The sequence below is a fragment of the Vibrio nigripulchritudo genome, assembly GCF_027924785.1.
In the GTDB taxonomy this organism is placed as follows: domain Bacteria; phylum Pseudomonadota; class Gammaproteobacteria; order Enterobacterales; family Vibrionaceae; genus Vibrio; species Vibrio nigripulchritudo.
The window spans coordinates 1,781,102-1,805,460 of the sequence record NZ_AP027050.1; the positions used below are offsets into that span (position 1 = coordinate 1,781,102).

Here is a 24,359-nt window from a genome sequence, read left to right on the forward strand (position 1 = left end):
ATTTATTATCAGTCATCCACTGCCCTTTTAATACTGATAATTCGATATTAAGGAAAGCTCATGACAACTACCGAAAAATTTCATTCATTGGCATTTGTGTCTCTACTATTGCTAACCACCATCGTCTGGTAATGCGAAAGACTAACCGAAGCAGACATGCCTACTTCGCTAAGCGTATGCTCGCTGACATACGCTTACATTCCATATACTTAGGTGCCTTACAATCTCTGCCATAATATCGGTCAAAATAGTCTTATCAGGTGTCAGATGAAAATTCTTGTTGTAGATGATCACTCTATCGTCAGACAGTCCATTTACTATTTGCTCAGAGACCGAGGGTATACGCTTCTAAACGCGATAAATGGTCGAGAAGCGGTGAACATTCTTCAGTCTGAAGAGATAGGTTTGGTTATCTTGGATATTGGCATTCCAGAACTGAATGGCTTTGAGGTAATGAAGCGCTATCCACCTTCCCCATCCACAAAGTTTCTGGTGTTCAGTGCCGTTGAAAATGAGAGCTTGGTAAATTTAACTGCGAACTTTGATGTTTCTGGTTTTATATCTAAATCCGATGAGCTTCATAAATTTGTAGAAGCCGTCGATACCATCTTGCTCGGTGGAAAATACTTCCCAAAAGAACTTGAAGTAAACAACACTAATTCCGATGCCAGCAAAGTCTCATCACTATCTCAACGAGAATTGATGGTGCTGACTTCAATTGCAAAAGGCATGAAAAATCGAGAAATTTCGTCAGAGCTTTACCTAAGTGAAAAAACGGTAAGTACTTATAAAACCCGTCTGATGAAAAAGCTGGAAGTGGGTAATGCCGCAGAGCTGTTTGCTTTCTGTGAACGCAATCGCTCAAGACTACCGCCCTTCTAGCAGCTGAATTACAGGTATTAAAAAGCCCAGCAAATGCTGGGCTTTATTAATTCTGGTTCTTAGTGAACCTTACTCGTCGCCGTCGTTACTCGGTGCAGGCTTTTTCTTTTTCACCATAAATACCTGATCACCAACGTCGACATTGGTGTGGAATGACTTATCGCGTTTAACAGGTTTCTTCGCTGTCTTCTTCGCCTGAGGCTTGCGTTTGCCTTTATTCGCCTGACCTTTTCGGTAGTCAGGTTTGCGAGGTTTCAAACCTTTGAACTTGCCCTCTAACCCTTCCAACTTGGAGAAAGTCAGGTCTTGCTGAAGGAATGTTTCCACTCGCTTAAAGCTGTCCCAGTCTTTCGGGCCAACCAGAGAAATCGCAAACCCTTTGTTACCAGCGCGACCAGTACGACCCACTCGGTGAACGTATTCTTCGGTATGCTTTGGCATATCAAAGTTAATCACGTGCGTGACACTCGCAATATCCAAACCGCGTGAAGCAACATCCGTCGTCACCAGTATCTTAAATACGTGACGCTCAAACTGGCTCATTATGGTATTACGCTGGGTCTGATTCAGGTTTCCGCTCAAGGCAACGGCTTTCAGCTTTTTCTCGTTCAACTCTTTGGTTAAACGATCGGTGTCTGCACGCGTTGCGGTAAAGATGATGACCTGACGGTATTCTGCCTCTTCAAGCACGCGCTCCAGAATGGCTTCTTTATGATCCAGGTGATCACAAAGGTAAAAAGTCTGGGTAATGTCTTTGTGTTCTTCATTCGCACTGCCAACTGAAATGCGCTTTGGTGAATCCAGCATTTCAGAGGCAATGTCATTCACTTCAGCGTGATCCAGTGTCGCTGAGAACATCAAAGTCTGACGGCGACGGTGTTTTGCCGCGTTATGGATACGACGCAGCTCAGGAGCAAAACCTAAGTCCAGCATGCGGTCAGCTTCATCTAGAATTAGCGTATCCAGTCCATCCAGAAACAGAGAACGATGCTCAAGGTGGTCGGCAAGGCGACCCGGTGTCGCAACGATAAATTTAGGGTTCTTACGAAGCGCCTTCACTTGGTCGTTAAAGTTTTCACCACCAAGAATCAGGGTCGCATCGTAAGACAGACCACCTAGCATCGAACGTAGCTCACCATAAACCTGCTTTGCCAGTTCACGGGTAGGAGCCAGAATCACACCACGAGGATCTTTGCTTGAAAAGGCTTTCGTCTTAAGGGCTTTGTGAAGAAGAGGCAACACAAATGCCAGCGTTTTACCCGAACCTGTCTTGGATGAAGCCAGCAGATCTTTACCCGCAATGGCAACAGGAATGGACTGACGCTGAATGTCAGTAGCTTGCTTGAAGTCGTAATGCTTCAGGTTTTTCAGTAAGCGATTGTCTAGCCCTAAGTCTTTAAATTGCAAAGGATTCTCCAGTTAGGCGGTACACATAAAAGTCAGATAGACCGTAATAGCGCCGTATAATACCCCTTTTTAAGGGTTAGATCACAAAAAATAGTTAACACTTCTATATTTAACGGAAATTTGACGCATTCTCCCTGTGTAACGCTATCTACAAATTTGTCATTTTCATGTTAGATTTTAGGTTGATGCCGTCAGATGGCGAATTTTTGTGCCATATTAGAGACAAGTGACGACATGGTATGGGTTCGAATTTACGTACGGCTATGTCCGACACTATGATTGAGTAGCAGCCATGACATGCCAGTACCCTTTACTGATATAGCGGTCCGGTTACATGGGTAGAATCAGCTACGTAAAAATGTCCAACAAGGAGTTCATATGAACAACAAATTACTTTTAGCAGCGGGTATTTCTTCAGTTCTGTTTTTGGTCGGTTGCTCTGGTACGCCAGATACAACGTCTAAAAAAATTGATGAGTTGACTAATCAGGTTCAGCAGCTCAGTCAGCAAGTTTCCTCACTGCAATCTTCTCAAGAAAAAGCAAGCATGAAAGCGGAAGAAGCAGCTTCTGCAGCAAACGGTGCGAAAAACGCAGCGATGTCAGCTCAACAGGAAGCTTCGCGAGCAAACAGCCGCATCGATAACATTGCTCAATCTTATACAAAATAAATTGATATCCTGAGCAATAGAAAATGGGTGCGATAGCACCCAGATATTTTCGCTTGCTGTCGGTTATAAACGACAGATCTTAATACTTACGGCGTGGCAATTTCGATTGGCACGCCGTTTTGTACCTGAACGGCAGCTCTGGCTTTCGCGTCTGAGATATTGAATTCTTCCATCCACCAGCCTAGTTCCATCGGCAACTCTAGTCTCGCCTGCACACCTTTGCTGTTTGTCAGAGGTTCATGTACCTCGATAAACACGCTTCTGTCTGGCTCCAACGACATTTTTATCGGTTGATTAACGATGCGTACCTTTTCACCTTTATTAGCACGTTGGAAAAGCCACTCTATATCTTTAGGTTCCATACGAATACAACCGGCACTCACACGCAAGCCAATCCCAAAATCCTTGTTTGTACCGTGAATCAGATACTCACCCGATCCATACGCCAGGCGCATGGCGTAATCACCCAGCGGGTTTTCAGGACCCGCAGGAACGACCCTTGGCAAGCTGATGCCCTTGGCTTCGTACTCTTTGCGAATGGATTTTGGAGGCGTCCAGGTGGGGTTAGGGATTTTGGCAGAAACGCGTGTGGTCATTTCTGGTGTATCCCGACCAACTCGCCCGATCCCCACAGGAAAGACATGAACCACGTCCTGCCCTTTCGGGTAATAGTATAGGCGCAGTTCAGGCAGGTTAATCACAATGCCCTCGCGAGGTGCATCGGGAAGGATGAAATGGGAAGGAATGGTTAACACTGAGCCTTCAGGAGGAAGAAATGGATCATACCCTTTGTTCGCAGCCATTAAAGAGAGAAATCCTACATCGTATTGTTTGGCAATCAGAGCAAAGGTTTCACCGTCCTGAACCACATGACGCTGCACCTTTCCGGCTAGGTTGCTGCCTTCAATAGGCAGAGGAAATGTCGCCGCATGCACGCTGGGTACAACCAAAGACAACCACCAAATACGACATACGGCTTGTTTCATTCTTTATCCTTTCGCTTTCTTATACATGTCTAACGCCATTTCACGCTGGGTTTTATGATCAACCATGGGTTTGGGATAGTCCAGTGTGTGGCGCTTTGTCCAGTTCCATGGCTGATGAATAAACTTCTGAGGTACTTCTTTTAATTCAGGAATCCATTTACAGATAAACTCGCCCTGAGCATCAAATTTTTCCCCCTGAGATATAGGGTTGAAGATACGGAAATAAGGCTGACCATCACACCCGGTTGATGCAGACCACTGCCATCCGCCATTATTCGCGGCATAGTCCCCATCAATCAGTTTAGACATAAAGTAGTCTTCGCCCTTTCGCCAGTCGATCAACAAATCCTTAGTCAGGAAACTTGCGACGATCATTCTTAGACGGTTGTGCATCCACCCAGTCTGGTTTAGCTGCCTCATTGCAGCATCCACAATTGGGTATCCCGTTTCACCGTTTTTCCAGCGTGTTAACCAATCCTCGTCATTGTGCCACTCAAGGTCAATGCTCCAGTCAACAAACGGTAAGCCTTTGCTCAGTTTTGGTTCAAATTCGAGAAGATGCTGATAAAACTCGCGCCAGATCAGCTCACTGAGCCAAGTTTGCTCCCCCTCATTCAGCTCATCAAAGTTCTTTAGCCTGTCATTTTCCTGATAGGTTAGGCGAGCAATGCATTGTCTTGGAGAAAGGCACCCCAAAGCCAGATAGGGAGAAAGACGACTCGTACCCTCAATGGCAGGTAAATCCCTGTCGTCTTTGTACTGAGAAGCACTTTCGCGACAGAAATCTCTCAGTTTCTGGATGATGGATTCGGTGTCCACAGCATAAGCCGCGCTGTCTTCCGTTGGGTATGTGAAATGACACTTATGATTAAATTCTTCAACGATATTGAGCAACAACCCTACCCCGGGGAAAGCGTCATTTGCGCGCTTCAGCCTTGGCGAAACAGTCACACCAGCCATAGAGACCTTGGCTAACCATGCGCGCTTAAAAGGGGTAAATACTTTGAAATAGTCGCCCTGTTTATTCAGCACACTTCGCGGAGGCATGACGCATTTGTCGTGATAAAAATGAACGTCTTTTCCTTCTATTTCGAGAGCTTCTATCTGCCTGTCACGTTGCTGCTCGTTCAATTCATACTCGCGGTTCGCGTGCACACCATTAACGGTTTCAAGACACAACAAAGAACGAATCATGGAAACCTGATCAGCGAACATCGAGACTTCCTGATACAACAACGGAATATTGAGTTCATGCAGTTCCCGTTGCAATTCGTATAACCTGCGATAAAGGAAATCTGCCTGAATCGGCGCTTTGTTGTGTGATTTCCATTGTTGAGGGGCTGCCAAAAACAGTGCCACAACGGGTTCACCAGTCGCGACTGCCTGATTTAGAGCGGTGTTATCTATCGTTCTGAGATCACGACGAAACCATACGATTTGCATAGGGCTAAGCTTGCTCCTGATTGCTGAAGTAGACCTGATGGATAAGCGGTGAATACCCTACTTCGTAAAATTTAGATTCAACAAACTCTTTGATGTCACCCGCGACTTTGGCACCAATATTTTTGCTGCAATGGAAATACACCTGAGACACTTTGCCCGGGTCGAGCATTTCAGACAAACCGCTGATGTCTTCCACCCCTTCTAACATGGTGACTCGGTTTCCGCTGTCTGAAAGCAGCAAAGCATGGATTCGGGTATCAACGCTGCCTGCTGAGTCAAAACTCACCAGCAATGCTTTTTTGTTCGCCGCAACCTTGTTTTCAGACTCGATGATTCGGTTCGACACCGTAATCAACAAAGACTGGAACAGAGAAACCTGAAGCGATCGCTGCGTCGCTTTCACCGATTCCAGTGCCTCCTGAACCGGATGAATGACCTTATCAACCACGTGCTGTGTGGGATACTCCTTAAACAACCCCGACAGGATTTTGTCGCCTTTTCCCGAGTCCATTTCAGCGATAGCCTGAAGCAGCTGTTCTACTTCATGTAATGATTCATCAACCACTTGCGCCTGACTGGACTGAGCTCCGTTCTTAATCAGCTCTTTCACTTTGCCGATAGGCACGCCTTTATTGAGCCAGCCCTGAATTTCTCGTATCAGGTCGATGTCTTTTTCTGAAAAGAGTCGGTGTCCTTTCTCGGTACGTTTAGGCTGAATTAACCCATAGCGGCGCTGCCACGCTCTTAATGTAACGGGCTTGATGCCCGTCATTTCTGAAACCTCTCTTATCGCAAAGCGAGGGGTTTTATAATGCATATCGTAATCTCAATTCTTGTGGGTATGGGTCTAGAAACTTTTGTTGCTGCAGGTAAGCATCTGGGAATGTACTCAGGTAATGCTTAATCAGCGTTAACGGTGCCAGCAATGGCAATAAGCCCTGACGATAATCGTGAATGGTATCAGCCAGCTCTTTTTTCTGCCCTTTGTCTAAATCACGTTTGAAGTATCCCTGCAAATGCATAAGCACATTGGTATTGTTTTTGCGACTGGCGCGGTGCTTGAGTGCGTTCATAAATGCAGTGCGATATTCAAGGTAGAATGTCTCTGCGTCGTAGTTTTTGATGTTGGCAACTAAGCGACCCAGAGAACGGTAAGATGCCGGGTGGTGTGCCATCAGCGTCAACTTATAGCGGGAATGGAACTCGACTATTTTCCTCGGTGTCGGCTTTCCATCCATCGAGTCATAGAAGTCTTTCAATGCATAGATGCGAGAGATAAAGTTTTCTTTTAGAAACGGGTCATGAAGACGACCGTCTTCCTCTACAGGCAACCACGGCATTTTTTCCATCAGAACTTTGGTGTACAAGCCCACCCCTTCTTTCGATGCGCTGTGTTTTTTGTACACTTTGACGCGTTCCATCCCGCAAGTGGGAGACTTGGCGCACACCACGTAACCGCATAGGTCTTCAGAAATCAGGTCTTCGACTTTGTTTTCTGAGTAATCCAGCATTTGTTGTGTGTACACTTTGTCCTGATTTTTGGATTCAACCAGAGCGACGCGCTCTTCTTCACTGATAAGACGGATTACAGGGCGGGGAACAGGCATTCCGATACCCACTTCCGGGCATACAGGAACAAACTTCACGTACTCCGAAAAGTCTTTTACTAAGAAATTATTGATCTTGTGGCCGGAGTCAAAACGAACTTTTTCACCAACGACACAAGCGCTCACACCAATTTTGATTTCATTCGTAGCCATAGTCTCGCCCCTTTTTCCTGAATCAGGTGGATTGATTAGTTTGTACAATTATTTTTCTTGTACAACTATCTATAGCAAAACGATCACATCGATACAAAAAATATTTTTGTATCGATATTTTGTACAGCTTAAGATTCGAGAAGAAGAACTAGAAAACTGATATAAAATCAGAACGTTCGGGATTCACGCACCAGTCTCTGCAACTTAATATAGGTTTGGTATCTTTTTTCGTGAACTTGCTTAATTCGACCATCAGCAGGTGTATAACTTTCTCCAAACACAGACATCCCTTTCATCGCTTCCTGCATATCTGGATACGCGTTGGCAGCGACTGCCGCGAGGATCGCGCTTCCCAACATCACGGGCTCTGGTGCCTGAGGTGCCACCACTTTCACTCCCGTAGCATCCGCAAGAATCTGGCGTATGAGAGGATCCTGTCCTGCACCACCACTTATCACCACCTGACTGATGCTAAGTCCACGCTCTTCCTGCACTTCTATAATCTGTCGTAAACCATAAGCCAGACCGCAAACGCCTGCTACGTAAAGCTTTTGGAGATTATCTATCGAATGTTCCATATCCAGACCCAGAATGGCAGCGCGCGCATCAGGATCGGCATTCGGAGCCCGATTACCTAAAAACTCAGGCAATACGTGCATCCCTTCCACCATAGTGACCGCGTCACTCCACTCTGTGATCTGGCTTTTCACACCTTCAGATAGATAGTGCACTGGCGATTTACCATCGATATTCGCCATGGCTTTCAGCTCTGAGTAGGCAGGATGTAAACTCACCAAATGATCGATAGCCGCTCCTGCCGCCGACTGACCCGCCTCATTGAGCCACATGCCCGGCACCATTGCTGAGTAGTAAGGACCCCAGACGCCCGGAACCAATACCTGATTCGGTGAGGATGTCATGGTGCAAGCGGAAGTCCCAAACACATAAGCCAGGCTGGCACTGGGGTCAGCTTCTCCTTCTTCATTCAGAGCACCAACAGATCCTACCCCACCTGCGTGAGCATCAATCAAGCCAGCCGCAACTGCCGTGCCTTGATTAAGCCCCAAATGTTCAGCCGCGTCTTGAGTCAGCCCGCTTGCAAGCGCGGTTCCCGGAGCGACAATATCGGTTCCAACTTTACTGAATCCGCCATCCGCCAAATCATCTAAGCCAAATTCACGAAAATAGCTTTCGTCCCAACGGTTTTCATGAGCCAGATATGTCCACTTACATACCGTTGTACAGATTGACCTCGCAAGAGAACCACTGGACTTCCAGGTGAGAAAGTCGGTCAGGTCAAAAAAGTAACGAGCCTTGTTGTAGGTATCTGGTAAGTTTTCTTTCAGCCAGATGAGCTTTGGCGTCTGCATTTCCGGAGAAATACGGTTGCCGACAAATTTCAGCACTGAGTGACCTTGTTCGTTAATGCGTTTTGCTTGAGGTGTTGCACGCTGATCCATCCAGACAAGGATATTTCGTTCAGATTTACCATGAGTACCAACCGAAAGAGGTTGATCGTTCTCTCCAATCACAACTAAGGAACAGGTGGCATCAAACGAGATACCTATTACGGTATCTTTTGGCACACCCGATTCAGACAATACCGTTCGGACACAGTGACCAACCGATTCCCATATCTGGTCTGAGGACTGTTCATAGTGCGCATTGCCCTCACTGAACATAACAATGTCCTGCTTAACTGAGCCAATCTGTTTGCCTTTCAGATCAAACAACCCGGCTCGCGCGCTACCTGTTCCAACGTCTACCCCAATCACATAACGGTTATCTGGCATGTTTCTCCTTCCTTGTTTCTTTGTAGATAACGCCAACTACAGATAGTTAACACCCTGACTTCAAACGATGGAATATGGGGAAAAGAGTAATGTCATTTTTGACACAGCATTGATATCAAAACTGTGCGTCTGAATAGCAAACGTTAAGCAAATCGATTGCATTCCCGCTTTCAACACATTTGGTTATCAATAGAGGTATTTGGTAGGAAATAGCGTTTTTCTGTGACTTAGATCTCAAGGCGTTAACGCTGACAGGGCTAGTATTGCTCCCAAGAAGAAAACCCTGTTCAACAGATTTGGTAATTGTTGTCGCACGTTTCCTGCGAATTACCAGAACTCACTTTGGAGAGTATCAATATGGCAACCCCACACATTAACGCACAAGCGGGCGATTTTGCAGAAACAGTCCTAATGCCAGGCGATCCGTTGCGCGCAAAATTCATTGCAGAAAACTTCCTGGAAGACGCTAAGCAAGTTTGTGATGTGAGAAACATGTTTGGTTTTACTGGTACTTACAAAGGTAAAAAAGTATCTGTGATGGGTCACGGTATGGGTATCCCATCTGCGTGCATCTACACTCACGAGCTGATCTCTGAATACGGTGTTAAAAACATCATCCGTATCGGTAGCTGTGGTGCCGTAAAAGACGACGTAAACCTAATGGACGTCGTTATCGGCATGGGTGCATCGACGGACTCTAAAGTGAACCGTATCCGCTTCGCGAACCACGATTTCGCAGCAGTCGCTGACTTTGGTCTTCTGGAAGAAGCAGTGAAGCAGGCACGTGCGAATAACGTGCCGGTGAAAGTGGGCAACGTATTCTCTGCCGACCTTTTCTACACACCTGAAGCGGACATTTTTGAAAAAATGGAGAAGCTGGGCATCTTGGGCGTAGATATGGAAGCCGCTGGCATCTACGGCGTAGCTGCTGAACTTGGTGCAAAAGCGCTGACCATTCTTACTGTTTCCGACCACATTATCCGTGGCGAGAAGCTGTCTGCTGAAGATCGTCAGAAATCATTCAACGACATGATGACAGTTGCACTAGAAACCGCAATTAACCTGTAATTTTTACAACCATTTTATTCCCGAGGGGGCGATCGTGTCAGATGGCAAGCTGCCAAAAGATGCAGATGGGTTGCAACTCAACTTTTGTAAAACATTGGCGTGTGACAACTTTGGATTGAGTGATGCAGAACGGTATGTCTTGCAGCATGCTAACCCTAAGCGTCCGGCGATGGTGTGCCGTGAGTGTGGTGCTTTCCCCCCCTTACTTAATAATCGCGAAGTTCTGAATGAACTGAGCAGGCTTAGAGCCGTGCATAGCGACGGTTTGCCAGCGTGTCGTAACCCCAATTGTGAAAATGCTGGCAAAACCGTCCATACCCACAAACACCTTTATCATGCGTTTGGGTATAGTGGCGATCGTCAAAGATACCGCTGTAAATCCTGCCAATCGACGTTTGTTGATAAATGGTCTGGCAGCAATGCCAAAATCGAATTTCAGGAACATCTCCTCGGTTACCTGTTTACTGGCTATTCCGTTCGGGAAATTTGCCGCAAACTCGCCATTAATCCTAAAACGTTCTACGACCACGTAGACCAGATCGCCAGTCGCTGTCGTCGTAAGCTTGCGATGTTTGATGCTCGATGGATGAATCACGCTTCGGAATATCACCTGTCATCTCACTACACCGTGCTGCAACCTAACAGCCAGAATGGCGTATTCTGGATAGTGACTACCGACGCCGATACCGGGTACGTGCTTTCCCAGCATGTGAACTATTCCTTCGATGATGAACCGGCAGGTAACGTCGATCACAACCCGTATGAAGAACCTTCTCGCTTTGTTTCCAAAGACTACAAGCCAGAGTCTTTTGAAGCCGTGACTCGCCCTGCAACCTCATTGCGGGAAAAGATCGACAACAAGTATCAGGAGATTCTGGCACGAGGCAATGTTGAAGATCCTATGGGGAACTTGTCCCGATTCAACTACCCTTCCAAAGGTGCATTGATTCGACCGCCGTACACTTCTTATGCACATTACCTTCACATTCTAAATATGTGTGAGGAAGAAAAACGGGTCTCGATCTTTATGCCTCAAGACCCAGTATTGCGCTCGGCAGCGCTCTCTGTCTGCCTTCCGAGAATCCAGCGCCATAATATTGACTTAATGTACGTCGAAGAAGATGGCAACTGGCAAGACGGTGGAATTGCTCAAAAAATTGACATCGTACACATGGGATGGTGGCGAGACAGGTGGGCAATCAGGAATGAAGAGAATCGAGCCAAAGGCATTTGCTACCTGGCAGGCGACAACGCCGACCTGGAACATTGGCTAAGCCTTGCTACAACGAAACAAACGCAATATTACCAGCAACGTTTTCAGTTGCTATTTGAAAGCTTTATCAACGAACCAAGACGTAAACTCCGCCCAGGCGGATTACTGCCTCTACTGGATATTTTCCGAGCTTGGCACAATTTGTGCTACCAAGACAAGAACGGAATGACGCCTGCACAACAACTTGGGTTGGCGGACAAGCCGCTTACATTACGGACTTTGTTGTCCTGATTTATAGAATCAGGTTCTGAATGCATAACATTCATCAATGAGATAATTGGCAATCTGCCACATTAGTTGTACTTCATTGAGAAAATGTGGCTATTATCATTGTATTGGTGGTGCCATTCTTAATGAGCGCACAATATAATAACAAAGTTGAAATTAAGATACGTAACTGCTTGGACTAAACATTGGATAAAGCCCAGATATTAATTGAGAATGAGCTAGAGCAACTACGTGCTCGAATTGAAAGTGAACCCGAAGGGGTATTGCTTCAGGCGAAGCAATGTTTAGCTCGTGCAGAACAGATTTTGTATCACGAAGGCGTTATCCAAGCCTACATCGTCATCTCCCGTTGTCATTGGTGTTTGATGAGCTACCAGAAAGGCATGAAAGCCATTAAGGAAGCGCTCGCAGGTCAAAACCGACTCGACAATGACAACTATCTTCCTGAAATTCTTCATATTCACGCACTCCAGTTCTGGGGGCAAGCCAAATACTATTCCGCTCAACAATACTGGATCAACGCGCTGGAGCAGTCCGCTCTGGTTGGTGAATCCACGATTGAAATTGAGTCTCTGATTGGTTTGGGTAACGTATGGAGAATCACGGAAGACATTCATTTGGCAAGGTCTACACACGAACTTGCCGTAAAAGTTGCAAACAATGCCCGAATTGACTGGTTGGAAGGCAAAGCTCGTATCTTACTTGCCTGGGATTACTACCTACTTAACAACTACGTAGAAATGCTCTCTGTGCTTGATGGCGCAGAAGAAGCGTTGAAATATCATCAGGACCCAACCTGGCGCGCAGAAATTTGCGATTTTCGGGGTTTGGCACTGATCGGGCTCGAACGTCTGGATGATGCTGAAACTTCCACAATGGAAGCCCATCATCTGGCGATCAAACACGATCTGACCTGGATGAAAGCGCACTCTTTTATTAGCCGCGCCCGCTTAGAGCTTATCCGCAAAGACTTCAGCACCGCAGGTGAGCTTCTTCAACAAGCGGAAGATGCCGCAAAACCGTTCGATAACGGTGAACTTCTTTCACAAATTTGCTTTCAGCAATCGGTCGTGGCAGAAGAAAGTCAAAACTTCGAAAAAGCACTTCAATCGTTTAAGAAATACCGTCGCTACTCCATACAGATGCTCAAAGAACAGACCAACCGTCTGGGTATGGATAAGGCCAGAGGGTCAAAACGACAGCTCGAACAGCGCGCGAGAAAACTGATTAATCGTATTCGTGGTCAGATTGAATTCAACCGCGAAAAACGCTACTCCAATGTGGTGTCTGAAACCTATTGGTGGGAGCAGATGGTTCTGTTCAAGTCAGAACTCATGAAATCGAACCATGCGGTCATCATGATTGAGCATGAAGACAGCAACTATCTGGAGATTTGTATAGAGCTCGCCCACTGTTTGTGTGGTCGCAGCGACTTAATCTCTCAACTGGATGAAAGCCGCGTAGGCATGCTGATTTCAGAAAAAGGTGACGAGGCAAACAAACTTTATGATGTGGTCAGCCAAATGATTTCCATGTATCCGTGGAGTCGTCGAGGCTTGAAAGGCAAAGCACCGAAAACGTCGTTACACGATATTTTGACGTTCCCATTCACGCTCGATCAACTGGTCGAAAAATCAACCCAAACGGAGCAAGCTGATGGAAGCGTTACTAAGTAAAGTCTCTGAAGCTGGGTTGGATCCGGCTTCTGTTACTGGCGAAGATGCGATCATCTTCTGGGATCACGTTCGCCAGCACATTGCGACCACAAATCTTGAGCGCTCTCACTGCTACCTTATCAGTTCAGAATATCGCGCTAAGTTAAATCAACCTAAATCCAGCCTGGATGAATTACGTGAAGCGGTTGCATTGCTTTCGCTTCCTAAAGATGTTGAAGACATTCTGACCATCAAATCTACGCTCGCAGATCGTCTTTATGAAAACGGCGATTACGCGCTGTCACTGAAAGAGTGCGTTGAATTGTCCAACATTTCAGTGGAATACGGCTACATCGACTACTACGTGATGGCGGTACTTGGTATGGGCAACTTATGTGATGCCTATGGCGATCACGCTCGCGCGCTCAAGTATTATCAGAAAATCAGCGGTATCGACCACGCCATCAGCAGTCGTTCTTTGCGTCTGCGTTGTAAGCTGTACATGGTGTCTTGTCTGATTTCTCTTGGTCGAATTGCCAATGCCAACGAACAGCTTAAAGAATGCGAAGAACTCAGTATTCTGGTTTCAGACAAAGTGCTGGCAGGTCAAATCATCCTTTATCAGGCGCGCATTCTGCGCAAGCAAAAGCTGTATCAGGAAGCGTTGCAAGTACTGGCAAAAGCACGTTACTCGCTCAACAATGTGAGCGCGTTCTGGCTTTCTAACATGATGCGGCTGGAACTGGCACGTAGCTTAAATGCGGTTGGCAGAACCGATTTGGCCGAATACACCCTTAATTCGGCGGTAAAGCGAATCAAGCTCAATAACTCGCCTGTGCTTCTGAAAAGTCTGTATGAGTCTCTGAGCGATGTTTTCGCTTCTCAGAAAGACTTTAAACAGGCATTGGCGTTTGAGAAAAAAGCCTTCCGAATTGGCACGGATTTGGTGAAGAATATCCCTATCAGTGACTTGGCTGGCTTCCAGCTTCGTCGCCTGTCCCGCTTCGAACTTCAACTCAAGCTGATCTTGTCTGAACAAGAAAATAAAGAGCTTAAGGAAACCACCGAAACCCAGAAAGACAAAGTGGCTCAGTTGCAGCAAGATGTGTTCACCGACCCACTAACCAGCCTGCACAACCGTCGCTGGCTGGATGTGAAGCTCAAAGATCTTCTGTTACACGAAACGCCTTTTACTCTGTTGGTTATCGACATTGACCATTTCAAATCCATCAATGATGAACTCAGTCATCTGGTTGGTGATAAGGCAATCGTTAATGTGTCGCACGAACTGGCGGCGCACTTCAGGTTCCGCGGCGCATCCTGCGTGCGATTTGGTGGTGAAGAGTTTCTGGTGATTCTGGAAAATACCAATGTTGAGCAGGCTGTTCTGCACGCAGAACACTACCGCGAACGAATCTTCCAGTTTGGCTGGCGTGAAATCCTCGGTGAGCGTGGGTTAACCGTCAGTATCGGTGTGACCAATCACCGTGAAGGGGAAAACACTCAACGTACTTTCTACCGAGCAGACAAAGCGTTGTACCGGGCGAAAGCCAAAGGTCGAAATCAAGTCTGTTACGAAGTGTAGATATAAAATTCTTTACGCAAAGCCATCCTGCCGGATGGCTTTTTTGATCGGAAAAATCGTTGTGTTTATAGAAAGAAGAGCGAGATCCCACCGACAGCAGCCAGAGTACCAATCACACTGCTGGACGACACTTTCTCTCCGTTCCACGCATAGATGAATAATATGAACAATGGGCTGGTCGCAATTAGGGTCTGTGCAATCGCCGGGTTGGCATTTTTCAACGCAATTTGCTGTAACCAGAGCGCGAGAAACGTCCCCACTAATATCGCAAGCAGCAATGTAAGGTGGGCTTTGCGATCCATGCTTCCCCAGTTGCTTTTAATGGATTTGAATGGCGCAGGCTCAAGCAGGCGAATCACAGCAGCTACTGCTATCACCCCGATACTCAGCCGAATCAACGCGCCCAGCAGTGGCGGAATGTCTCCAGCCACCAAAGCATAATGAGAAATCACCACACCACTTGCCTGACACACACTTGCCAGCAAGCCAAAACCGATACCCGATACAGAAGCTTTTTGGTCAATGCCTGACGGTTTAAACACCACAAACGTGACCGCAGCAGTCGTAATGACTACGCCTAACCAACTCTGAAAGCTCAGCTGTGAACCTAGAGCAACCAAAGCAAGAACACCAGACAGCGGAGGTGCTAAGGATTCCAGCAGCAGGGTTTTATTGGCTCCGATTCGCTTTAGAGCGGCAAAGTAGGCGCTATCCCCTATAGCAATACCGATCACTCCGGAGATCGCCAGAATGAGAAAGTGCTGACTGTCCATCAGCCAGGCTTCTGCTGGCATTGGCAACAAAGGCAACACAACCAGCATCATTGCAGAAGCAATAACGCCTTTCACTATGTTTAATTGCAAAGCAGAAAACTGGTGGCTAAAACGCCCGTATATCCAGGTAGCAACCGCCCAAACTAATGCCGCGAGTAACGCCGCCGCTTCTCCTATGTATCCCACTCGATTTCCCTATCTAAATTGAAGAGAAAATAATCTCATACTCATTCCGCTATCACCAATTGGTGCGCAACTCTCATGATGCAGCTCGGATAAATATTGGTTTCCATATGAATCAAGCGATATATTAAGGTCTGAATTTTCTACAGAAATTAAGAGGAAGCGTTTTATGTTTCTTGATTACTTTGCACTGGGGCTGCTGGTATTTGTCGCTCTCGTGCTCTTCTACGGCATTATTGTCATTCACGATATTCCCTATGAAATCGCTAAAGAAAGAGACCACCCTCATCAGGACGCCATTCACGTTTCCGGCTGGGTCAGTCTGTTTACCCTGCATGCTATCTGGCCTTTCCTATGGATCTGGGCAACGCTGTGGCGCAAAGAAAGGGGCTGGGGTTTTCACAAACTGGAAGAAGAGCAGCATGACATGCACCACCGTATGGACGTGCTTATCGATCAAGTCAGCGCGCTGGAAAAAGAAGTAGCGGAGTTAAAATCCAGAGACACTGTCACGCAGCCCGCCCAACATCCGAATAATGAAATCAAGCAGGGAGACGAATAATGGATTTACTGCTGATTATGACGTACGCCGCGCTGTGTATCGCCATCTTTAAAATATTCAAAATCCCGCTAAACAAATGGACGGTTCCTACCGCAGTTCTTGGTGGCGTTGTTCTGATTGGTACGCTGATATTGCTGATGAACTACAACCACCCATTCACTCAGTTTGGTGGTCAGTACTACTCTACAACACCTATAGTGCCAAGCGTTCAGGGCAAAGTGGTTGAAGTTTCTGCAAAAGCAAATACACCGTTGAAAAAGGGTGAGCCGCTGTTCAAGATTGACCCAACTCTTTTTGAAGCCGAGTTAATAAGAAAGCAGTCGGCGTTAGCTGAAGCAGAGCAGACCGTTCTGCAACTCGAATCTGCGTATAAAGAAGCGCAGGCAGCGTCCATAAAAGCGCTTGCAGACAAAGACAAAGCGGAGAGAGAATTCCAGAGGTACGATAAAGGCTTTAAAAAAGGCGCATTTACCGAGCAACAACTTGATACCAGACGTCAGGCATTTAAAGGGGCGCAAGCCAGCTATCAGGCTTTTCTGGCTAAAGCCAAACAAGCGCAACTGGCTTATGAATCCGAAATCAATGGCGAGAACACCTTGATTGCCAGAATGAAAGCTGAGGTTGCTCAGGCTCAGTTCAATCTGGATGAAACCATAGTACGAGCCCCGACTGATGGCTACGTGACTCAACTGGCATTGCGTCCAGGTATGATGGCAGTGCCTTTGCCCCTTCGTCCGGTAATGACGTTTGTACATACCGAAGAAGAATACTTTGTCGGGGCATTTCGTCAAAACTCCCTACAACGCTTAGAGCCAGGATTTGAAGCCGAGTTTCTCTTTAAAGCCTTACCGGGAAGAGTATTTAAAGGTGAAGTTGTTGAAGTGATCCCAGCGATTGGAGAAGGGCAGGTTCAGGCGTCGGGTGCGCTGCTTTCTTCCAGTGCCATCCGCAGCAACGGGCGTGCTCTGGTGAAACTGAAAATTACTGACGATTTATCAAGCTACCATCTGCCAATGGGCAGCAATGCAGAAATCGCGGTGTATTCAGACAGCTTTACTCATGTGTCTGTGATGCGAAAAGTTCTTATCAGAATGAAGAGCTGGCAGAACTATTTGTATTTGGATCATTAAAACAAACCCCGCTCCCAAAAAGGGGCGGGGGAAAACCTAATGGGGGGACCAATTCACACTGTTTTAACACCAAAATGGCTGAGCCTCGTGTCTAGGGAAACTCACCACTTTGATCAAAGGTGATTTAAAATCGAACCTAACAGGAACTGGAAAGGTTTTCTTGGATATTACGAAAATATGAAACCTGTAAAAACAGTAATAAATTGTGAGAATGATTTCCTCTTTTTATGAAATGCACATCAATTTCGTCTCAGGTATGAAGCACATATAGGCAAGTGAAATTCCGCGCATACATACTAGATAGATATTCAACAAGTACCAAAAATATCAAGAGCCAAATAAACCCTCAAATGCAGTAAAAAAAACCAAAAACACCATCAAAACAACCCACCAATAGCACCTTTATTTCATCGAACAATATCTATACGATATCTGCTTTATTATTTAAACGGCTCAACCTTAAGAGGAAATGTCAAAACTATCAGTTAAAAATCAAACTTGCATAATGCTTTGGTTAGGTATCATTAATCAATATTTTAGAGAACTGTTTTGGTTCTGTCGGATCGCGCTTGTTCCACTTAGATTTTGACTGCTAATCAACGTTAACTCCAAGGGAAAAATAATAAGAAACTCTGATGTCAAAACTTACCCTTTATCCCATCGTGTTAATCATGGTGTTTTTGGCGCTTGGTCTTTCCCACTTCCATTATCAAGCCGAAAAAATTCGCCAGACAACTTTATCAACGCTTGAGGTTCGTTCGAATCTGCTTCGCCTGTACGTGCGGCTGATGTCTGCCAAAAACACCGCGATGAAAAACTCTATCGAGTTGGACGTGCAGCAAAAGTCTATTTTAAAAGCGCGTGCCGATTTGATTAAAGAAATCACTTACTACCCTGAGTTCAACACCTACGCTCTGTCGGCTTTCGATCAACCGGAATTGGGGGATTGGTTAAAAGGCACATTAACCATGGATGTGCCGTTACAGTCGGCAAATGATCCTATCTCAGAAGAGATTGCTGCTGTGCTCTCAATTAATGAGCAAGCGGGAACAGTCATTGATGACCTTAAAATGACCGTTTGGGCATATTACTTGTCGAAAAACCGGTTCCTGTTTCTTTCTCCAAAGCTGCCTGTCGAAACTTTCCAGTTCAGTGACATTCTTTATGAAAAGCCTTTCTGGACCGAGCTTCTGCCTGAAAAGAACCCAGACAGAAAACAGGTAGTGACAGAACTTTATGACGATGCCGCTGGGCAGGGTTTAATGATCACCATTTCTGATGCGGTTTATCGTGGAGATGAGTTCTTAGGCATTGTGGCAATAGATATTGGTCTCGATCTGATGACTTCCCTACTGAAAGTTGGCGCAGCACCCGGTGAGTCCTACCTGATTGATGAGAACATGCAATTAACCGCCAGCCTTAGCCCTTTCGCGCTGGGCGATAAGCTGCCTATCCTGGTATCAGATACTGGAGAAAACTGGAAAGAGTCGGATGAAGGTTGGTTCTATTGCACGCCAACTATAAACAAAGAACTGTTCTTGGTGCATCGCCTGAAGAAGACAACCTTGCTGCTTGAAGCCATGAAAGCGTCATCCACTGTATGGTCACTTCTGATGATAGGGTGTGTGCTGAGTATTCTTTCGTTTTTTACCTACGTTTCTGCCAAGAAAAACAGGCAATTGATGCTGGTTGACCCGTTAACAGGCTTGTATAACCGACGCGGTTTCTATTCTTTCATTCAGCCTATTTTCCAGCAGTCTTTAAGAAACCAGCAAAAGTGTGGTTTGCTGGTGATCGATATCGATCACTTTAAAAAGATTAACGACAGCTTTGGGCACAATGTGGGCGATGAAGTGATCCGCTCTATAGCCGCCGACATTCGGAGGGTGGCCAGTCAGTCTTCTGTGGCGTGTCGTTGGGGTGGCGAGGAATTCGTCATTCTCCTTCAGGATACGACGCTGGACAGGGCACATTGGGTGGCTGAGAAAATTCACCTCGCCATTGCAAAAAGCAAGCACGGTTCTAAATCACTCACAGTAACGGTAAGTATCGGATTAACCGTCAGTTCTGCCGACATTAAGGTCGATGAAATGATGAAAAAAGCGGATATTGCCCTTTACGAAGCCAAAGAAGCAGGTCGGAATCAAACCGTAATTGGTTAGTTCTACTGATCCGCCTCCCACATTTGACAAGCTGAATCCAAGTTATTTGACGATGTAATGGTTAACCGCAGTTATATCAGCTAGATTTAGAAGTAATATTGTCGCAGAAACGAACTGATAGCCCGAACTCCCGTAACCCTAAAAGAACCAAATATTTAACCGACAGTGGAACACACTTAATGAAGAGAAGTTTGTACATTCCTACTCTTTTTTCAGCCTTATTGGCGATTGTCGGCTATGTGTATTACGAATCTGAGCTGGATGAAATCCGTCGCAGTTCCATCAACACAGTGAATGTTCGTGCGGGGCTGTTCGAGCAGTATTTCAAACTCATCTCAGCCCATAACACCGGGCTTAAAAATACCATGATCCACTCGTACCATTTCGCGGAAGAAGGGAAGATCAACCTTCCACAGTGGATCAATGCGATAGAGTATTTCCCCGAATACGATATTTACGCGCTGTCCGCTTTTGATCATCCAGAGAAAGCGTCAAAGCTAAAAGGCACCTTAACCATGATGGAGCCTTTTAACCCTACCAATGAAAAGCAGCGTTACGAAATGACAGCTGCGTTGTCGCTGAATGAGCAAATCAGTACTTTGGTCAGAGAGCTCGGTGTCGCGGTATGGTCGTATTACATTTCCGCGAACAAATACCTATTCCTTTCCCCGGAGCTGCCAGTTCGGGAGTTTCAACTCAGTGAAGCAGACTACAGACGCCCATTCTGGGTTCAGGCTCAGCCAAAAGTGAACCCTTACGGTCGGCAGTTTGTATCAGATCTGTATGAAGACAGTGGTGGACAGGGGTTGATGGTCACCATTACCGATCCAGTCTGGATCCATGATGAGTTCTTTGGTGTCGTCGCCATCGATATTGGCATCGACAGTTTGCTGGATCTTCTGCAAGTCAGTAACTCTGTAGGTCAGTCATTCCTTGTGGATGAAAACAAGAAAATCGTATCCTCGTTAACGGAATTTGAGGTAAACGAAACCATCAACTTCCCTGCCCCTTCGGATGGGATGAACTGGGTAGAGGACAAAGACGGATTCTACCTTTGGCGATCTGTGGTGCCTAATGAACTGGATTTGGTGCATTTTGTCAGCCGCGAGCAATTGCGAGACAAGGGCATCAAACATTCAATGACGGTTTGGATGCTGCTACTCATCGGTATGGTATTGAGCTTCAGTGCCTACTTCCTTTACGTCGCTTTCCGTCGTAACCAAAGACTGATGCGTATCGACCCACTGACCAAGATCCAGAACCGAAGGGGATTCTTTGACGAACTCGACAACGTGTATCCGAGCTACGTTAACAGTAAATCTGACGTTGGGCTGCTGATTCTGGACATCGACAACTTCAAACCTGTCAATGACACATACGGACATCTGGTTGGAGATGACGTTCTGATCTCCATTGTTAAGCGAATCAGTTCGGTAATACCCAGAATATCGTCGGTTTGCCGCTGGGGCGGTGAAGAGTTTATGGTTTTCCACCCTTCTTGTTCTCCAGAAGAACTGGAGCAACTGGCCGAAGAAATTCGCCATCAGATCAAAGCCACACCACATAGCGACCTGTCACTTCCTGTCACCGTCAGCATTGGTGGCTACTTCGGTCAGACGAAATCCAATTTCAATACTATGGTTCGCCACGCAGACCGCGCACTGTATACCTCGAAGCATCAGGGGAAAGATCAGGTCACCGTTCATTATGAGCCTAGCGAAGACTAGCTTTTCTCAAAAAATATAATTCTCATCTGATTTAACAAAATTGCATCATTTCCATCACTCTGTGAGTCATATCTCGGCTGTAGTATTCCACTGTTACCCGTACAGTCTGGAGTTCGGCAATTCTATGCCCGACAAGGAAAACAGGAGACATCGTCATTCATGAAGCCTAAACCCAGCTTGGGTGAGGCAATGAAATGGCGAAGTATCCAAGCTATATTGAGAGGAAAATACAATGGCTAAAATTCTACTTCTTGCAGGCGATTTCGTTGAGGATTACGAAATCATGGTTCCATTTCAGGCACTGCAAATGGTCGGTCATCAGGTTGATGCGGTTTGCCCAGACAAAAACGCTGGCGACACCATCAAAACCGCTATCCACGATTTCGAAGGCGATCAGACATACACAGAGAAACCTGGCCACAACTTCGCACTTAATGCCTCTTTTGCAGATGCAAAAGCCTCTGACTACGATGCTCTAGTGATTCCGGGCGGTCGCGCTCCAGAATACTTAAGGCTAAATCAGGATGTATTGAAACTGATTCAGGAGTTTCATCAGCAAGACAAGCCTATTGCAGCAATTTGCCATGGTGCACAACTGTTGACAGCAGCGAACGTTATTGAAGGCAAAGCCGTATCGGCTTACCCAGCATGTGCGCCTGAAGTAAACGCGGCTGGCGGTCAGTATCAGGACATCGCAATGGACCAGGCGCACACAGACGGCAAACTGGTTACGGCACCAGCCTGGCCTGCACACCCCGCATGGTTAGCCCAGTTATTAAAGCTTCTATAAGCAATTTCTCGGTTCACTTAACATTTCAATGTAACAGCCAGGGTTTCTTCTGGCTGTTTTTGCTTTATTATCGATCACACAACGACAGAAAATGATGAGTTGGTAATTTGCAGGACGCAAAACGGTCGATTCATCAGGCTAATTACCCGAGAGACTTCTCTAAACCAATATATTGAGGCTACTTGGGTACAAAACCTAAATCTCACATTTGGGAGACAATTATGTGTGAAATTTATTCCGGCGCGGAAGAAGAACTTTTTGAACTAAAAACCCGCTCTATCCGCATTGACGGTGTAGTAACCAGCATTCGACTAGAAGCCATTTTCTGGCAGATCATTGAAGACATTGCCAAAAAATCTGAGCTTTCCATCGGTGCTTTTGTTACCCAGATCTACAAGGAAGTGCTTGAAAAGCGTGGAGAGATAAGGAACTTTGCTTCTCTCCTACGAGTGGCATGTACCACTCATCTCAACAATGGCGAACGACTCACGCTTTTTCCAGAAGTTAGCGTGAAGAAAGAGTTAGTTTAACCCTGTTATAATGTAACAATTTTCTGATTGTCATTTTGTATCAATTCCCTTAGTCTTGGCAGAAATTTAATATAAAACCAATTCTAATGAAATTGATGCATCCAATGCGACAAACGCTGACTCAGCTATGTCGCATTCTCATTTTACTCCTGCCTGCTTCGCTCTCCTTCGCGCATCCACACTCGTGGGTCGATATGAAAACTCGTGTTCTTGGAGAAGGTTCTGATATTTCCGGCTTTTCAATGGAATGGACGTTTGATGCCATGACTTCCGCCTACATGCTAGACGGTGAAGACATGTCGGAAGAAGTTCGGGAAGCCACACTTCAGCAACTTGCGCTGTCTGTTATCGACAACATGCTCTATGAGCACTACTTCACTTATTTTTTCGAAGGCGATGACCCCATCCGTTACAAACAGGTCATGGACGCAAAGCTGACTTTTCACCGGGGCAAACTCACCCTTCATTTCGAACTTCCGTTAACCGAAGACAAAGACGCAAACGGTAAGAATTTAAAGCTGATGATATTCGAACCCAGCTATTACGTGGACATGAGCTGGAAAGCCAACAGCGCTATAGAACTCAGCACGTCACTTCGAGAACAGTGCAGCTTTGATGTGGTAGAACCTACACCAACAGCAGAACAAATGGCTTATGCCCTTTCACTGCCGCAAGATGCCGACCCCGATAACACCTTAGGTCAACTTTTCACCCAACACGCCTACATCACTTGCAAGGGGTAACCATGCCAGACTTTTTTTCAAAGCCTTATATCAAATGGGCGTTTGCATTCCTTTTTCTGGCGTTGGGTTATCAGTTGTGGCAAAGCTGGCCGACGCTACTGCTTAAGAGCATTCAGCTACAGCGAGACTTTAATGGTCAGTTAAGCGACCTTCTTTATGACATTCAGGAAGAGCATCAGGGGGCACTGTTAAGCTTCAGTATAATCAGCTTCATCTACGGTATTCTGCACTCTCTGGGACCTGGTCACGGCAAAGTGGTGGTTTCCACTTACCTGGTCGCAAAACCAACTCAGGTGAAGACCAGCCTAATCATCACCATCGTTTCTTCTTTTGTTCAGGCTATAGTCGCCATAGGTTTGGTCTCGATTCTCCTTTGGGTTTACAAAGCGTCCATGCGCGACATTCACTCCAAGGCAGAATCCGTCATGATGGTCAGCTATTTCTGTGTATTATTGTTTGGTCTGGTGATGATCGTTCGATCAATTCGGAAGATAAGAAACCCCTCACAATGCTGTCATGGTCATGAGCCTAAATTTGCCAATGACTGGAAAGAAGTTGTCGGCCTGATTTTGACTATCGGTCTCAGACCCTGCACTGGTGCCATCATGATCCTGCTGTTTGCCAACATGGTTGGGGTCTATTGGGTAGGTGTACTGAGTGCGCTGTTGATGGCGGCGGGAACCTGTTTAACCACCTCCACCATCGCCATGTTGACTCTGGGTGGTAAAAAAGTCACCACCAATCTGTTTAGCCGAAAGCACAAGCATCATCATGAGCACAGCCACCATCACGGGCACGATCATGACCACAGCCACGACCATGATCATCACCATCATCATTCTTCCTCTCGGGCTCCTCATTACATGACGCTGGCAGGTGGTGTTGTTCTGGGTTTATTTGGACTGCTGCTTCTGCAGTCTGGCGATGTGGCATTCAGTCGGGTGATCTAAAGCCCTAAGCTTCTGTACCCATTAACATAAAAGGAAAAGGGGAATCGCTTTCGATTCCCC

21 protein-coding genes are annotated in these 24,359 nt (G+C 46.2%); 14 read left to right on the forward strand and 7 right to left on the reverse strand.

What is annotated here, in order from left to right; translation table 11 throughout:
- The first annotated feature begins 267 nt into the window (after positions 1–267).
- Positions 268–882 carry a response regulator transcription factor gene (locus QMG91_RS26310; protein ID WP_004409133.1) on the forward strand — a complete coding sequence of 205 codons (615 nt, stop codon included), beginning with the start codon at positions 268–270 and terminating at the stop codon, positions 880–882.
- A gap of 69 nt (positions 883–951) precedes the next feature.
- Here QMG91_RS26310 and QMG91_RS26315 read toward each other — a convergent pair whose 3' ends face one another.
- Complete coding sequence (locus QMG91_RS26315) at positions 952–2,301, reverse strand: DEAD/DEAH box helicase (protein WP_281832748.1); 1,350 nt, start codon at positions 2,299–2,301, stop codon at positions 952–954.
- Between the two features lie 366 nt (positions 2,302–2,667).
- Between QMG91_RS26315 and QMG91_RS26320 the strand changes: the two genes are divergently transcribed.
- The gene (locus QMG91_RS26320) at positions 2,668–2,958 is read left to right on the forward strand and encodes an Lpp/OprI family alanine-zipper lipoprotein (RefSeq protein ID WP_281830990.1); all 291 of its coding nucleotides are present in this window, start codon (positions 2,668–2,670) and stop codon (positions 2,956–2,958) included.
- An 86-nt stretch (positions 2,959–3,044) separates the two neighbouring features.
- On the opposite strand, the gene QMG91_RS26325 is transcribed toward QMG91_RS26320, so the two are convergent.
- The 5 genes from QMG91_RS26325 to QMG91_RS26345 all read right to left on the reverse strand — a co-directional run bounded on the left by QMG91_RS26325 (position 3,045) and on the right by QMG91_RS26345 (position 8,940).
- Positions 3,045–3,944: a L,D-transpeptidase family protein gene (locus QMG91_RS26325; RefSeq protein ID WP_004407657.1), complete on the reverse strand. Its 900-nt coding sequence runs from the start codon at positions 3,942–3,944 to the stop codon at positions 3,045–3,047.
- 3 nt (positions 3,945–3,947) lie between these two features.
- The gene (gene phrB / locus QMG91_RS26330; RefSeq protein ID WP_281830992.1) at positions 3,948–5,387 is read right to left on the reverse strand and encodes a deoxyribodipyrimidine photo-lyase; all 1,440 of its coding nucleotides are present in this window, start codon (positions 5,385–5,387) and stop codon (positions 3,948–3,950) included.
- Positions 5,388–5,391: 4 nt separating this feature from the next.
- On the reverse strand, positions 5,392–6,204 hold the full coding sequence (locus tag QMG91_RS26335) for a MerR family transcriptional regulator (protein ID WP_022561896.1): 813 nt from the start codon (positions 6,202–6,204) through the stop codon (positions 5,392–5,394).
- Positions 6,194–7,147, reverse strand: a complete 954-nt coding sequence (locus tag QMG91_RS26340; RefSeq protein ID WP_022592717.1) for a YbgA family protein — start codon at positions 7,145–7,147, stop codon at positions 6,194–6,196. Before QMG91_RS26340 ends, QMG91_RS26335 begins: the two co-directional genes overlap by 11 nt.
- 167 nt (positions 7,148–7,314) lie before the next feature.
- Entirely contained in the window at positions 7,315–8,940 is a 1,626-nt protein-coding gene (locus QMG91_RS26345) for an FGGY-family carbohydrate kinase (protein ID WP_281830995.1), read from the reverse strand.
- A 357-nt stretch (positions 8,941–9,297) separates the two neighbouring features.
- On the opposite strand from QMG91_RS26345, the gene deoD reads away from it, so the two are divergent.
- The 4 genes from deoD (at position 9,298) to QMG91_RS26365 (ending at position 14,749) form a co-directional block, all read left to right on the forward strand.
- Complete coding sequence (gene deoD / locus QMG91_RS26350) at positions 9,298–10,008, forward strand: purine-nucleoside phosphorylase (protein ID WP_004407647.1); 711 nt, start codon at positions 9,298–9,300, stop codon at positions 10,006–10,008.
- Between the two features lie 34 nt (positions 10,009–10,042).
- Positions 10,043–11,512 carry a hypothetical protein gene (locus tag QMG91_RS26355; RefSeq protein WP_004407644.1) on the forward strand — a complete coding sequence of 490 codons (1,470 nt, stop codon included), beginning with the start codon at positions 10,043–10,045 and terminating at the stop codon, positions 11,510–11,512.
- A gap of 182 nt (positions 11,513–11,694) precedes the next feature.
- Entirely contained in the window at positions 11,695–13,185 is a 1,491-nt protein-coding gene (locus tag QMG91_RS26360) for a hypothetical protein (protein WP_004407642.1), read from the forward strand.
- On the forward strand, positions 13,166–14,749 hold the full coding sequence (locus QMG91_RS26365; RefSeq protein WP_004407639.1) for a GGDEF domain-containing protein: 1,584 nt from the start codon (positions 13,166–13,168) through the stop codon (positions 14,747–14,749). Before QMG91_RS26360 ends, QMG91_RS26365 begins: the two co-directional genes overlap by 20 nt.
- Positions 14,750–14,814: 65 nt before the next feature.
- Here the strand turns inward: QMG91_RS26365 and QMG91_RS26370 are convergent, their stop codons facing one another.
- On the reverse strand, positions 14,815–15,708 hold the full coding sequence (locus QMG91_RS26370; protein WP_281830997.1) for a DMT family transporter: 894 nt from the start codon (positions 15,706–15,708) through the stop codon (positions 14,815–14,817).
- 166 nt (positions 15,709–15,874) lie between these two features.
- Between QMG91_RS26370 and QMG91_RS26375 the strand changes: the two genes are divergently transcribed.
- The 8 genes from QMG91_RS26375 (at position 15,875) to QMG91_RS26410 (ending at position 24,299) form a co-directional block, all read left to right on the forward strand.
- Positions 15,875–16,267 carry a DUF3302 domain-containing protein gene (locus QMG91_RS26375; protein ID WP_022613637.1) on the forward strand — a complete coding sequence of 131 codons (393 nt, stop codon included), beginning with the start codon at positions 15,875–15,877 and terminating at the stop codon, positions 16,265–16,267.
- A complete protein-coding gene (locus QMG91_RS26380; protein WP_281831000.1) occupies positions 16,267–17,397 on the forward strand; it encodes an HlyD family secretion protein in 1,131 nt (376 codons plus the stop codon). The genes QMG91_RS26375 and QMG91_RS26380 overlap by 1 nt, the downstream gene beginning before the upstream one ends.
- A 635-nt stretch (positions 17,398–18,032) precedes the next feature.
- Entirely contained in the window at positions 18,033–19,559 is a 1,527-nt protein-coding gene (locus QMG91_RS26385; protein ID WP_022561905.1) for a sensor domain-containing diguanylate cyclase, read from the forward strand.
- 179 nt (positions 19,560–19,738) lie between these two features.
- Entirely contained in the window at positions 19,739–21,286 is a 1,548-nt protein-coding gene (locus QMG91_RS26390; RefSeq protein ID WP_004407628.1) for a sensor domain-containing diguanylate cyclase, read from the forward strand.
- A gap of 232 nt (positions 21,287–21,518) precedes the next feature.
- Positions 21,519–22,076, forward strand: coding sequence for a DJ-1/PfpI family protein (locus QMG91_RS26395; RefSeq protein WP_022592724.1), 558 nt, complete (start codon positions 21,519–21,521; stop codon positions 22,074–22,076).
- 221 nt (positions 22,077–22,297) lie between these two features.
- On the forward strand, positions 22,298–22,606 hold the full coding sequence (locus tag QMG91_RS26400; protein WP_004407624.1) for a ribbon-helix-helix domain-containing protein: 309 nt from the start codon (positions 22,298–22,300) through the stop codon (positions 22,604–22,606).
- Positions 22,607–22,710: 104 nt separating this feature from the next.
- Positions 22,711–23,349 (forward strand): DUF1007 family protein, encoded by a 639-nt coding sequence (locus QMG91_RS26405; protein ID WP_281832751.1) that lies wholly within the window; start codon positions 22,711–22,713, stop codon positions 23,347–23,349.
- A 2-nt stretch (positions 23,350–23,351) separates the two neighbouring features.
- Positions 23,352–24,299, forward strand: coding sequence for a nickel/cobalt transporter (locus QMG91_RS26410; protein ID WP_281831002.1), 948 nt, complete (start codon positions 23,352–23,354; stop codon positions 24,297–24,299).
- Positions 24,300–24,359: the final 60 nt, after the last annotated feature.

Coding starts and splice junctions, on each gene's coding strand:
- QMG91_RS26310 (WP_004409133.1), top strand. CDS start 268: ATGAAAATTCTTGTTGTAGATGATCACTCTATCGTCAGACAGTCCATT.
- QMG91_RS26320 (WP_281830990.1), top strand. CDS start 2,668: ATGAACAACAAATTACTTTTAGCAGCGGGTATTTCTTCAGTTCTGTTT.
- QMG91_RS26325 (WP_004407657.1), bottom strand. CDS start 3,944: ATGAAACAAGCCGTATGTCGTATTTGGTGGTTGTCTTTGGTTGTACCC.
- phrB (WP_281830992.1), bottom strand. CDS start 5,387: ATGCAAATCGTATGGTTTCGTCGTGATCTCAGAACGATAGATAACACC.
- QMG91_RS26335 (WP_022561896.1), bottom strand. CDS start 6,204: ATGCATTATAAAACCCCTCGCTTTGCGATAAGAGAGGTTTCAGAAATG.
- QMG91_RS26340 (WP_022592717.1), bottom strand. CDS start 7,147: ATGGCTACGAATGAAATCAAAATTGGTGTGAGCGCTTGTGTCGTTGGT.
- QMG91_RS26345 (WP_281830995.1), bottom strand. CDS start 8,940: ATGCCAGATAACCGTTATGTGATTGGGGTAGACGTTGGAACAGGTAGC.
- deoD (WP_004407647.1), top strand. CDS start 9,298: ATGGCAACCCCACACATTAACGCACAAGCGGGCGATTTTGCAGAAACA.
- QMG91_RS26365 (WP_004407639.1), top strand. CDS start 13,166: ATGGAAGCGTTACTAAGTAAAGTCTCTGAAGCTGGGTTGGATCCGGCT.
- QMG91_RS26375 (WP_022613637.1), top strand. CDS start 15,875: ATGTTTCTTGATTACTTTGCACTGGGGCTGCTGGTATTTGTCGCTCTC.
- QMG91_RS26380 (WP_281831000.1), top strand. CDS start 16,267: ATGGATTTACTGCTGATTATGACGTACGCCGCGCTGTGTATCGCCATC.
- QMG91_RS26385 (WP_022561905.1), top strand. CDS start 18,033: ATGTCAAAACTTACCCTTTATCCCATCGTGTTAATCATGGTGTTTTTG.
- QMG91_RS26390 (WP_004407628.1), top strand. CDS start 19,739: ATGAAGAGAAGTTTGTACATTCCTACTCTTTTTTCAGCCTTATTGGCG.
- QMG91_RS26395 (WP_022592724.1), top strand. CDS start 21,519: ATGGCTAAAATTCTACTTCTTGCAGGCGATTTCGTTGAGGATTACGAA.
- QMG91_RS26400 (WP_004407624.1), top strand. CDS start 22,298: ATGTGTGAAATTTATTCCGGCGCGGAAGAAGAACTTTTTGAACTAAAA.
- QMG91_RS26405 (WP_281832751.1), top strand. CDS start 22,711: ATGCGACAAACGCTGACTCAGCTATGTCGCATTCTCATTTTACTCCTG.
- QMG91_RS26410 (WP_281831002.1), top strand. CDS start 23,352: ATGCCAGACTTTTTTTCAAAGCCTTATATCAAATGGGCGTTTGCATTC.